The 11516-nt window shown below is 69.9% G+C and carries 9 protein-coding genes; 4 read left to right on the top strand and 5 right to left on the bottom strand.

The window, feature by feature from the left end:
* Positions 1-68: 68 nt before the first annotated feature.
* The 4 genes from ONA70_RS15725 to ONA70_RS15710 form a co-directional block, all read right to left on the bottom strand.
* Positions 69-1550: a M4 family metallopeptidase gene (locus tag ONA70_RS15725; RefSeq protein ID WP_265007189.1), complete on the bottom strand. Its 1482-nt coding sequence runs from the start codon at positions 1548-1550 to the stop codon at positions 69-71.
* Positions 1551-2068: 518 nt separating this feature from the next.
* Positions 2069-3733, bottom strand: coding sequence for a hypothetical protein (locus tag ONA70_RS15720; protein ID WP_265007174.1), 1665 nt, complete (start codon positions 3731-3733; stop codon positions 2069-2071).
* 299 nt (positions 3734-4032) lie between these two features.
* Positions 4033-4680, bottom strand: coding sequence for a response regulator (locus tag ONA70_RS15715; RefSeq protein ID WP_265007173.1), 648 nt, complete (start codon positions 4678-4680; stop codon positions 4033-4035).
* Positions 4677-5873: a sensor histidine kinase gene (locus tag ONA70_RS15710; RefSeq protein WP_265007172.1), complete on the bottom strand. Its 1197-nt coding sequence runs from the start codon at positions 5871-5873 to the stop codon at positions 4677-4679. The genes ONA70_RS15715 and ONA70_RS15710 overlap by 4 nt, the downstream gene beginning before the upstream one ends.
* Positions 5874-6007: 134 nt before the next feature.
* Here ONA70_RS15710 and ONA70_RS15705 point away from each other — a divergent pair, with 134 nt between their 5' ends.
* Together ONA70_RS15705 and ONA70_RS15700 are read left to right on the top strand one after the other, a co-directional pair.
* Positions 6008-7072 (top strand): ABC transporter permease, encoded by a 1065-nt coding sequence (locus ONA70_RS15705; RefSeq protein ID WP_265007171.1) that lies wholly within the window; start codon positions 6008-6010, stop codon positions 7070-7072.
* Entirely contained in the window at positions 7069-7740 is a 672-nt protein-coding gene (locus ONA70_RS15700) for an ABC transporter ATP-binding protein (protein ID WP_265007170.1), read from the top strand. The genes ONA70_RS15705 and ONA70_RS15700 overlap by 4 nt, the downstream gene beginning before the upstream one ends.
* 205 nt (positions 7741-7945) lie before the next feature.
* Here the strand turns inward: ONA70_RS15700 and ONA70_RS15695 are convergent, their stop codons facing one another.
* Positions 7946-8779 (bottom strand): S1 family peptidase, encoded by an 834-nt coding sequence (locus ONA70_RS15695; RefSeq protein WP_265007169.1) that lies wholly within the window; start codon positions 8777-8779, stop codon positions 7946-7948.
* A 249-nt stretch (positions 8780-9028) separates the two neighbouring features.
* Between ONA70_RS15695 and ONA70_RS15690 the strand changes: the two genes are divergently transcribed.
* A complete protein-coding gene (locus ONA70_RS15690; protein WP_265007168.1) occupies positions 9029-10645 on the top strand; it encodes a M4 family metallopeptidase in 1617 nt (538 codons plus the stop codon).
* Positions 10646-10964: 319 nt separating this feature from the next.
* The coding region (locus tag ONA70_RS15685; protein WP_265007167.1) for a glycoside hydrolase family 20 zincin-like fold domain-containing protein at positions 10965-11516 on the top strand (552 nt) is incomplete at its 3' end.

The following is an 11516-nucleotide window of genomic DNA, read 5'->3' as shown; positions in this document are numbered from 1 at the left end:
TTGGCAGCTGTCAGAGGGGCGCGGTCACCCGGTGGCCCGGATGACCGCGCGTTTGGGATGGGGGATGATTAGTTGACGCTCACCGCGGACCATGCAGCGGCGACCGTGTTGTACTCGGCGCTGCCGGCGCCGTACAGGTCGGCGGCCGCGGACAGGGTGGCGGCGCGAGCACCTGCATAGTCCGTGAGCGACGTCATGTAGACCGTCAACGCGCGGTACCAGATGGCACCGGCCTTGGCGTTGCCGATGCCGGTCACGGTGCCGCCGTTGCAGGTCGGGCTGTTGCCGTAGGACGACGAGCCGCTGCCGACGGCGAGCAGGTAGAAGAAGTGGTTCGCCACGCCCGACGAGTAGTGCACGTTGAGGCGGCCGACCCTACGCGACCAGCAGTCGGCCGATTGGCCGTCCTTGGAGGGCTGGTCCATGTAGCGCAGCGGCACGCCGTTGGTGCGCAGCTCCTCACCGATCAGGTAGTCGCCCGGGTCGTTGGCGTTGTTGGCGTAGAACTCGACCAGGGTGCCGAAGATGTCGCTGGTGGCCTCGTTGAGGCCGCCCGGCTCGCCGCTGTAGCGCAGGCCGGCGGTGTTGCTGGTGACGCCGTGGCTCATCTCGTGCCCGGCGACGTCCAGCGAGGTGAGCGGGGTCCAGCCCTGGGAGGCGTCACCGTCGCCGTAGGTCATGCAGAAGCAGGAGTCGCTCCAGAACGCGTTGACGTAGTTGGTGCTGTAGTGCACCCGGCTGTACGCGGCGACACCGTCGTTGCGGATGCCGTTGCGGCCGAACGTGTTCCTGTAGTAGTCCCAGGTCTCGGCCGCGCCGTAGTGCGCGTCGGCGGCGGTGGTCTGCCGGTTGGCCAGGGTGCCGTCGCCGAAGACGTTCGAGGCGTTGGTGACCAGGGTGCCGGTGCCGCTGGTGGCACCGTTCAGGTCGTAGGTCTTGTGGCCACCCCGGGCGCCGTCGTTGAGCTGGTAGGTGCCGCCGGAAAGGGTGGTGCCGACCGGCACGCTGCCGGAGTGGAAGGTGTTGCCCGTACCGTCGCGCTGCACGCCCTCCCACGCGTCACGGACCTTGCCGTTGGTGGCGTCCACCAGCACGTGCAGCTCGCTCGGGGTGCCGTCGGCGTACGCGCCGCCCACGACAACCTCGTAGGCCAGCGCGGTGCCGGTCGCGTCGGTGTCGTACACCAGTTGACTGCCGTCGACGCGGCGGGTGGTGGCGGTGGAGGTGGCGAGCGCGGTGCGACCGGCGGCCGCCGCGTCGAGCTTGGGTGCGGTGCCGACGTTCGGCGCGGCCTGCAGGGTCTGGGAAACTCCGCGGAAGGTGTTGTCCTTGGCCAGTTGCACCACCAGATCCCCGCCGAAGACCGGCAGTCCCTGGTAGTAGCGGTGGAGCCGCACGTGCTGCGTGCCGTCGTTGTCGGTCAGCACGTTTTTGAGGGTGAACGTCTGACCCTCGGCGTAGTGCGACACTGCGGCGTGGCTCTTGAGTTGCGCGACCGACCGCGCAAGTGGATCCGCTGTCGAGGGTGCGGCCGCGCTGGCGGGAGCCATCGATGCGGCCGTCATCACGAGTGCGGCTGTCAGGCCAACCATGGTGAAGGGGGTTCGACGCACGGACTGTACCTCCAGAAAGAGTGGCGACCGGGGCCGCCGGTCCAGACCTGTCCGGCAACCGATCAACTACCGGACCCCATCACAGCGATCGCGATGGCATGACGACCCAGTGAACGCCCTGAGCTTCAACAGCTTCAACAGCTCGGACGCTCGCCCGATCTCGCTTGCGGCCGCCTCCGGATGGTCGTGCAGCTCGCAAGTTGGCATCCTCGTTCGCGGAGGAAGGCCGGCCATGTCACCACTACCAGCTATCAGGTGCATCGAATTCTGTCACTGGTAGGCCTCTGATGGCTGCGAAGCGGACCCTTGCTGTCACCCTTGCTTCATCCATAGCCCTCCATGCCGAACACATTGACGACAGTCGGTGGATGGCTGCGGTGGCGACACTGACGACGACAGGGGGCGGGTGCGCCCGCTGCGTGAGCGCACCCACCCCCTGCATCTAGCTACGGCTGTTACACGCAGCCGCTGTACTTGAACGAGCCGATGCGGGTCTGCCAGTTGGCGCCGGTGGTCGCGTAGTACTCGGTGGTGAACCAGAACGTGCAGCCATCGACCGGGTCAACGCTCATCTCGGCGTAGTCGCCCCACCGGTTGTAGTTGCCGTTGGACGGGGCGCCGGTGCCCTCGATGAGTGAGGCCTCCGACTGGCCGAGGGTGTTCAGCGGGTCGGTGGCCAGGCGGCCGGCGTAGCGGATGGCCGGGTTGGTGGTGCTGTTGGCCACGTTGTAGCCGACGGCCATGTTGCCCTGCTTGTCCACGGCCAGCGACGGCATCCAGCGGTACTGGCCGTCGGTCGGGGCGAAGGTGCCCTGCTGGCGGATGGCCGGCGCGGTGCTCGGGGTGGTGATCTCGTACCAGCGCACGCCGGAGGTCGAGCCGGCCGCGACCGTGTGGCTGAGCCACAGCGACCCGTTGCGCAGCTGGGCCTTGTTCATCACCCGCGGGCTGAGGCTGTCGACCTGCTCGCCGGGGGTGGGGATACGCCCGACCGAGCTGTAGGAGACGCCCAGGTTGGCCGTGTTGGTGAAGGTGGTGGCCGACGGGGTGGTCCAGTTCGGCGTGAAGTTCCACAGGCTCACCTTGCCGCTCCAGACCGAGGCGATGACCTCGGGGCCGGCAGCGGGCGCCGCGTCGACGGTGTTCGCCGGCAGCAGGCTGAAGTAGGACGAGCTCGTGGTGACGTGCTGCACCTGCAGGGAAGCGCTGCCGAGGGTGCTGCGCCGCAGTGCGTAGACGCCGGCACCGGCGTAGCTGTTGCTGCGGAAGTTGTTGGTGGTGAAGTAGACCGCGTCCGGGCCGGAGCCGAACTTCGGGTAGTCGGGGAAGTTCCCGTCACCGGCGGGCACCGAGTAGAAGGTCCAGGTCGACGCCACCGGGTCCGAGCCGGAGGAGACCGCGACGCACTCGTAGAAGGGGCCCTTGTTCCTGCTGATCCAGGCGAAGTCGGCGATCACCCACTTGCCGGACGGCACGTCGTAGGCGAGCGTCGGGTCGCCGCCGTTGTTGTCGTCGCACTCGGCGGTGCCGCTGTTGGCGAAGAACGCGTCGAACGTGAACGCCGACACCCGCGCGCCGGTGGCCTTGTTGAAGATGCCGATCGAGGTGTTCACCGTCTGCACGAAGTGGTTCGGGCCCACGACGCCGTTCGTGTCCGGCGGGTGCCCCGCGCCCCAGTTGGCGTAGTCAAGACCGGCGACGTTCACCGTCGCGCTCGGCGCGGCGACGGCCGCCAGCGCCGACTGCACCGGCGCCTCCGGGCCGCTGCCCTGGTGGCCGCCCTGACGCAGCTCGGTCTCCTTGTTCGGCGGGCGCTTCGTGGGCTTGGACTTCAAGGTCCGGGTGTCGATGAACGTGGCGTGGCCGGGGACCGTGAACGCCACCGGTCCGGAGCCCTTGGCGTTCGGGTCGACGACCGCCTCGTCCTCGGCCTCCTGGTCGCCGTCGAAGTCAGCCAGCGCTGGGTTGTCGCCGTCGGGGGCCGCCAGCGCCGGGTTGTCGCCGGAGGCGGCTGCGGAGTTCTCGGTGTGCTGCTGGGTGCTCGTGTAGACCAGGCCCGTGGTGCTGAGGGCGACGGCTACACCAGCGGCAAGCAGCCACCTGATGCGGATTTTGTCCACGGTGTCTCAACTTTCCGGGCACGGCGGGTGCCCGCGTTGGGGGATAGGGTGCGCCGCCGCTCCCCGCAGGCGCTGACGCTGCGCCACATCCAAGAACACGAATGTTGTCCCGGGCAACCCGGCGCAGCGGAAACAAGGGTTACGCAAGGGCACCCGTCGCTCTGCCCCAACCCGACACCCGCACGCCCGCTGATCCGGCTGTGACCACCCCCGCCCGTCGGCCCTGGGCCACCTCGCGACCACGAACGCGCGCTCCGTTCGACAGCGGACGGGGCGTCGTCACGTCCCGCGGCACATGGTCAGGGAATGATGCCGCGGCGGCGGCCTTCGGCGACCGCGGCGGTGCGGTTGTCGACACCGAGCTTGGTGAACACCTGGACGAGGTGGGACTTGACAGTGGCCTCGGTGATGAACATGGCCCGGGCGATGGCCTGGTTACTGTGGCCCTCGGCGACCATCTGCAGGATCTCGATCTCGCGTGGGGTCAGCGCCCGCCCGGGGGCGCGTACGCGGGTGATCAGGCGGGTGGCGATGGCGGGGGCGAGTACGGTCTCGCCCGCAGCGGCGGAGCGGATGGCGGTCAGCAGGTCGTCCGGTTCGGTGTCCTTGAGCAGGTATCCAGTGGCGCCGGCGGTGATGGCCGGCAGGATGTCGGCGTCGCTGTCGTAGGTGGTCAGCACCAGCACCCGTGGTGGCCGGGGGCGGGCGAGGAGCCGCCGGGTGACTTCGGCGCCGTTGATACCCGGGCCCAGGTGCAGGTCCATGAGGACCACGTCGGGGGTGGTGGCTTCGGCCTGTGCGATGGCGTCGACTCCGGTGGCGGCCTCCCCGACGACCGCGATACCCGGATCGGCATCCAGTGCGGCCCGCAGCCCGCGACGGACGATGGGGTGATCGTCGACGATGAGCACGCGGATCGGCTCGGCCGGACGGGGCGCGCGAGTCACGACGGTTCCCCTTCGGTAGGGATGGCAGCGCTGATCGCGGTGCCCTGCCCGGGAGCGGATTCGACGACGAGCGTGCCACCGACGGCGGCCAGCCGGCGGCGCATGGTGGCCAGGCCCAAACCCGTGCCGGTCGTGGAGCTGAGCGGCTGGTCGGGGTCGAACCCGCGCCCGTTGTCGACGACGTCGAGGCTGACCGCCCCGGGCAGGAAGGTCAGGGTGAGGTCCACCCGATCGGCGGCGGCGTGCGCGCGGACGTTGGCGACAGCCTCCTGTCCGGCCCGGAGCAGGGCGACCTCCACCGGGGTGGGCAGCGCGTAGGGAAGGCCGTCGACGGTGAGGCGGGCGTCGAGGCCGAGGCGGCGGCTGTCGTCGACCAGGTGACCGAGAGCCTCGGTGAGCGGCCGGCCGGCCAGCGGGGCGGGGGTGAGGGCACGGATGAGCCGCCGCGTGTCCTCCAACGCCGACTGCGCGGCGTCGACGGCGGCATCCAGTTGGCGGTGGGCGGCCGCCGGGGCGTCCGGCCAGCGACCGGCGGTCGACTTCACCAGCAGGACGATCGTGGACAGGCTCTGGGCGACGGTGTCGTGGATCTCGCCGGCGAGCCGTTCCCGCTCGGCGAGCGTACCGGCGCGACGCTGCGCGGCGGCGAGTTCGCCCTGTGCGGCGGTGAGATCGGCCAGCAGCCGCGCGGACAGCTCGTTCTGCTGCCGCAGGTCCCGGTAGACGGTCATGATCACGATGGCCACGCCGGCGCCGATGACCGGGCCGAGCACCGCGGGCAGACTCAGCCTGCCCTCATGTGCCGAGAACGCGGCGACGGCCACCGCAGCCAGCCCCGCGACGACCAACGGCCCGAGCAACGGCGGGAGTAGCTGCATGGCCAGCAGGAACAGGGCGAACGCCAGCCACACGAAGTCCACCGACAGCGCGGTCAGCCCGATCCAGCCGGCGGTGAGCCCGGCGAACCACAGCCCGGCCACCACCGGTCGTCGCGCGCGCCGGGCGAGTACGACGCCCAGCAGGTACCACAGGGCCACTGCCGTCGCCGCGGTGATCAGCACACCGACGGGTGGACGGCCGGAACGTGCGGCGCGTACGGCGCCGACCAGCAGCAGCGCGACGAACAGGACGTGTTCGGCCCGGCGGAGCAGGGTCAGCGTGACCGCCGCGGCCCGCGGCTGCGGTTGATCCATGACCCTGTCGACGGTAGTGGCCAGTGGGCGGCCCGGCCCCCAACTTTTGATGGGTTCACCCATGCCTCATTCGTCTCCGCACGTCCCAGCCCCGGTGCGATGGCACCGGCGGTGCTGGCGGGAAGGCTTGCGGCATGTTCATCGCGGTACGTGACCTTCGATTTGCCCGGGGACGGTTCGCCCTGCTGGGCGCCGTCATCGCGTTGATGACGCTGATGGTGGTTCTGCTGACGGGGTTGACCGCCGGACTCGGGGCGGCCAGCGTGTCGGCGGTGGCGGCGCTTCCCGTCGACGACATCTCCTTCCAGCGGCCGACCGACGGCCAACAGGTGTCGTTCGCCACCAGCAGCCTACCGGCGGAAGCGGTCGCCACCGTGGCGGCACAACCAGGGGCGACCGCCGCGTGGGCGCTCGGCGCGTCGACCACCCGCCTGCAGGCCGACGGCCGCTCTGCGACGGTGGCTCTGCTCGGCGGCGATCCCGCGCTGTATCCGGCGCTGCGGCAGGGTCAGGCACCGGCCGGGGCCGAGGTGGCCCTCACCGCGGACCTGGCCGAGGCGCAGTCGGTGTCGGTCGGCGACACCGTCGCTGTCGGCGGGCAGCACGTCAGGGTGGCAGCGGTCGTGGCCACCACCTCGTTCAACCACCTGCCCGTCGTGTACACCCCCATCAGTACCTGGCAGAACCTGGCTCGGACGGACACCATCACCGCCGTTGCCTCGACCCGTGACGGCGAGGCCAGCGCCGCGACAGACGCCGCCGGCATGACGACCGTCAGCCGCGACGAGGCGTTCACCGCGGTCGGCGGCTACGCCTCCGAGCAGGGCTCGCTCAACCTGATGCGTGGTCTGCTGTTGGCCGTCTCCGCCCTGGTTGTCGGCGCCTTCTTCACCGTTTGGACCATGCAGCGCGGCGTCGACCTGGCCGTGGTCCGCGCGCTCGGCGGCAGCCGCGGCTACCTGCTGCGCGACGCCCTGGCTCAGGCCGGGATCGTCCTGCTGGTGGGCGCCGCCGTCGGTGCCGGCGCCGCCGCCGGTCTGGGCGCGGTGGCCGCCCGTGTCGTGCCCTTCGTCCTGGACGCCAGCACGGTCGGCGTCCCGCTTGCGGCGATGGTCGCCGTCGGCGCGCTCGGTGCCGCCTTCTCCGTCCGCCGGGTCAGCACCGTCGACCCGCTCACCGCCTTGGGGGCAGCCCGATGACTCTCACCCTGACCGATGTCCGCCTCACCTACCCTGACGGGGACCGCCGCCTGGTCGCGCTCGACGCGGTCAACCTGCGGATCACCCCGGGCGAACTGGTGGCGGTGACCGGTCCGTCCGGCTCCGGAAAATCCAGCCTGCTGGCCGTCGCCGGCGCACTGACCAGCCCGGAATCCGGCACTGTACGCATCGAGGACGCCGACGTCACCGCGCTCGACCACAAGGGCCGCGACCGGCTCCGACGGGAACGTATCGGATTCGTCTTCCAGCAGGCCAACCTGTTGGCCTCACTCAGCGCCCTCGACCAGCTCCTGCTCGTCGCACACCTGTCCGGCGCGTCCCGGCGCCCGGCCGAGGCTCGCGCCCGCCAGTTGCTTGACCGGGTAGAGCTAGGCGGCAAGGCACACAAGCGGCCACACCAGCTCTCCGGCGGGGAACGCCAACGCGTCGGGGTCGCCCGCGCGTTGATGGGAACTCCCGCCCTGCTGCTCGTTGACGAACCCACTTCCGCTCTTGATCACGATCGCGGCGAGGCCGTGGTGAGCCTGCTGCGCGACATCGCCCACGAGCAGCACGTCGCCACCGTCATGGTCACCCACGACCTGCACTATCTGCACCTGGCCGACCGGACGGTGGCGATGCAGGACGGCCGCTTGGCCGCCGGGTAGCTCTCGTGGCTTCGCCCTGACCGGCGCGGACGGTCAACTCTTCGGAGGCGATGCCGGGCGGGCCCATCCACAGCTGTTGGGGAGCTTCTCTTCGACTGGCGGCAAGCGGGCGCGTGGTGGACCTGATGTTGCTGCGGCCGCCCAGGGTGTCTCGCGTGCGGAGGCAACCTCGGCGGCCGCGGCACGTGCGGCGGTGTTGAGCTGGTCAGGCTGCCCCGCCGGGCTTGGTGAGCAGGCAGCCGCTGATGGTCAGGTCGATCTGGTTGCTCGCGTTGAGGCAGGTGGTGAACCAGTAGACCTCCTGCCCGTAGCTCTGCCCCAGGTATGCGTGGGTGGTGCCGTCGGCGTCGACCTCACAGGGGTTGTTGAGGGTGCACATCCCGCCGTTGTCGTTGCCGGTGTTGTTGATGCCGATGACCTTGCCGCTGTTCACATCCACGATGGGGGAGCCGGAGGTGCCGTGGATGGTGTCGCAGCCGGTGTTGTAGCGGATGGAGTCGTGGAAGGTCCACTGGTCTTCCTTCAGCGTGGCCACGAATCCGTTGACGCTGCAGTTCCAGATCCGCTTCCAGTAGCCGGAGGGGATGAACATGGTGCTGCCGTCGACCGGGTGGGTGTTGGTGATGGTCAGCGCAGTGACGCCGTAGGTGCCCTTCAGGGCGGCGAAGCTCTTGGTGAGGCGGTAGAGCGCGACGTCGGTGCCGGTCATCGTGGCGTAGAGCAGCAGGTCGGCGCGGACCGTGCCGAGGCTGCTGCCGTTGGCGCTGAGCAGGGTGCCGGAGCGCCTGCTGTTCTTGTTCTGCAGCACGACGCCGGCGGCGGGCATGCCGCCTTCGTAGCAGTGGCCGTTGGTCAGCATCATGGCCCGGTCGGTGTCGAGCGAGCTGGGGTAGCGGACCAGCGCGGCGGAGCAGTTGCTGAGGGCGATGGTGGAGGTGAGGCTGGGGGCGACCGCCGCGGCTGCGGGGGTGGCGGGGCCGCTGATGACGGCGGCGGCGAGGACGGTAGCGCCAAGGATGCTGGCGATACGCCTGAGCATGAGACCTCCTGGGGGTCGGTGAGAGCGAATTGATATCAAGCGATTAGTTGAGCGGTCAAGGCGGGTCATGACCCTGGTCCCCCTTGCCGGACCCTTGTCTCAGTCCTCCGGCGGAGCAACACCATGAGGGCCTTCCCTTGCGCACACCCTCTCCGTTCCTTTCACCTCGTGACGAGCCGGTGAAGGCGTGATGAAGATTCCTCCGCCGCGGCCGTCACGAACGGTCGCCGTTGGACGAGAGGAGCAAGCATGGGTGTACGGCTTAGGCGGATCGTGGGTGTGACCGCGTTGGTGACGCTCACCGGACTGGCGAGCATCAACGCCGCCCACGCGGCTGTGGATCCGCAGCAGCAGGACAACACCGCTCGTGTCACCCGCGACCCGGCTGGCCGGGTCACGGGTATTGCCGCGGCGGCGGGGAGGAGTTTGCGGGCCGGCCACAGTGGTGACGCTGCCGCGCAAGCCACCGCGCATCTGGCGGCCTACGCCGGGCGCTTCGGCGTTGACGCGAAGGCCTTCACGATCGACAAGGTCAGCACGGTGCCGGGCGCGAGCGTGGTGCGTTTCCAGCAGTCCGTTGCCGGCGTACCGGTGCTCGGCGCCGAACTGGTCGCCGTGCTCGACAGCGCCAACGGCCTGGCGTCGCTGCACGGCCACTCCAGTACCGCTACGAACCGCTCCGCCACGCCGGCCGTCAAGGCCGGCGCACTGCGGGGCAAGGCCCGGGCGGCGTTCGCGGCGGAGGCCGACGTGGCCGCCGACGCGCTCGACGAGGATGCGGCCAGGCTCGCCTGGTTCGACCCGGCGATCTGGGCCGGCACCCCGTCGCAGGGCCAGGTCAAGCTGGTCTGGTCGGTGAAGGTCGAGCCCAAATCCCTTGCCGGTTGGGGTGGCGAGATGCTGTTCGACGCCGCCTCCGGCACCGAGGTGCTGCGCATCAGCCACAAGCGTGAGATCAACCGCGCGATCTGCGACGTCAACAGCTCGTATGTGAGCACCAGCGCGGTCTGCGTGGCCAGGAACGCCACCCGGCTTGAGGGCGGGCCGGTCTCGTCCGTGGTCGACGTCAACGACGCCTACGATCTCTTCGGCGCCACGTCGTCCTTCTACCAGAACAACTTCGGCTACGACCTCACGGCCACCATCGGCTCGACGAGCAAGGGTGACAGCGTGCGCCGGCTCCGCGCGATCGTGCGGGCATGCGTGCTGGGCTACGGCTGCCCGATGGAGAACGCGTTCTGGAACGGCAAGGGCATGACCTTCGGCGCCGGGTTCGCCTCGGCCGACGACGTCATCGCCCACGAGTTGACCCACGGCGTCACCGAACACACCTCGAACCTGACCTACTCCAGCCAGAGCGGCGCGATCAACGAGTCGATCTCCGACATCTTCGGCGAGTACTCCGACCTCACCAACGGCCTGGGCAACGACAGCGCGGGTGTGCGATGGGACATGGGTGAGGACCTGCCGGCGTCGATCGGCGTCATCCGCAGCATGTCGGACCCGACCCGGTACGCCGACCCGGACAAGGTCAGCAGCCCCTACTGGTACGTCGGCGCCAGCACGTCCGCGTACGTGCACATCAACTCCGGGGTCGGCAACAAGGCGGCCTTCCTGATGGCGGACGGCGGCACCTTCAACGGACAGACGATCACCGGTCTGGGCCTGGCCAAGGCAAGCCAGATCTGGTGGCGGGCGGAGAACACCCTCACCTCCTCGGCCACCTACGCCGAGCTCTACACGGTGCTCCCCGCCAGCTGCCGGGCGCTCGTCACCGCGGGTGTCGGGGGCCTGACCTCGGCTGACTGCGCCGAGGTGGACAAGGTCGTGCGCGCGACCGAAATGAACCTCACACCGCGGGGCTGACGCCCTCACCGTACGAGAGGGGAGGAACGGGCCGGGGCCGCCGATCATGTCAGCGGCCCCGGCCCGTCCTGGTAGATGTGCGCGTGCACCGATCCGCCGGGTGCCGCCCCATGAGGAACGGCCATGAGCTGGCTCTCGACCGGGGCTTGACTCACGGCACCGCGCTGAAGCCGGGCGCGCCATTGGATTGATATCGCTCGATGGATTAGACGGGATGCCGGCTGCGGGTTTGACCAGATTGCGCCCGCGGCGCGTCCGGTAGCTCGCGGTGGCCACTTCCGATCTGTCGACGGGGAGATGCATGCACAGCAGACGAACCGTGGGGAGACGTTTGCTCGGCCTCGTCGGTGCGGCCGTCCTCGCCGTCGCAAGCCCGATGCCGTTCCCGGCGCCGGCGGCCGCCGAACCACTGCCCCTGCCGGCGATCTGGCCGACGCCGCAGTCGGTTCAGGACCCGTACGACATCGTGCCGGTCACGCCCACTGTCGCGCTCGTGGTCGGGCCGAAGACGGATCGCTCGGCCGTCGAGGTCGTCGAACAGGTGCTGGCCCGGGCGCAGGTGACGCAGGCCCGGGTCGTCGCCGACGCCGACCCCGAGCCGGACGCCGGGCTGATCGTCTACATCGGCGGGCCGAGCGAGAACTCCGCCTCCGACCGGGCGCTCGACGAGATCGGCATCGTGGCCGACGCCACCGGCCTGCCGCACGAGGGTTACGTGCTGGGCATCGGTAAGGGCGGCGACGGCAAGGCGCGCGTCGTGCTCGACGGCGTAGACCCCACCGGTACGTTCTACGCCGCGCAGACACTGCGCCAGCTTCTCGTGCCGCACCCGGGCCGGGACGTCTTTCCCGCCGTGACCGTCCGGGACTGG

This window comes from Micromonospora yasonensis (genome assembly GCF_026013475.1).
Taxonomy (GTDB): domain Bacteria; phylum Actinomycetota; class Actinomycetes; order Mycobacteriales; family Micromonosporaceae; genus Micromonospora; species Micromonospora yasonensis.
The sequence above is the reverse complement of the archived record's forward strand: the minus strand, read 5'-3'. Positions and strand labels throughout refer to the sequence as shown.

Coding starts and splice junctions, on each gene's coding strand:
- ONA70_RS15725 (WP_265007189.1), bottom strand. CDS start 1,550: ATGGCTCCCGCCAGCGCGGCCGCACCCTCGACAGCGGATCCACTTGCG.
- ONA70_RS15710 (WP_265007172.1), bottom strand. CDS start 5,873: ATGGATCAACCGCAGCCGCGGGCCGCGGCGGTCACGCTGACCCTGCTC.
- ONA70_RS15705 (WP_265007171.1), top strand. CDS start 6,008: ATGTTCATCGCGGTACGTGACCTTCGATTTGCCCGGGGACGGTTCGCC.
- ONA70_RS15700 (WP_265007170.1), top strand. CDS start 7,069: ATGACTCTCACCCTGACCGATGTCCGCCTCACCTACCCTGACGGGGAC.
- ONA70_RS15695 (WP_265007169.1), bottom strand. CDS start 8,779: ATGCTCAGGCGTATCGCCAGCATCCTTGGCGCTACCGTCCTCGCCGCC.
- ONA70_RS15690 (WP_265007168.1), top strand. CDS start 9,029: ATGGGTGTACGGCTTAGGCGGATCGTGGGTGTGACCGCGTTGGTGACG.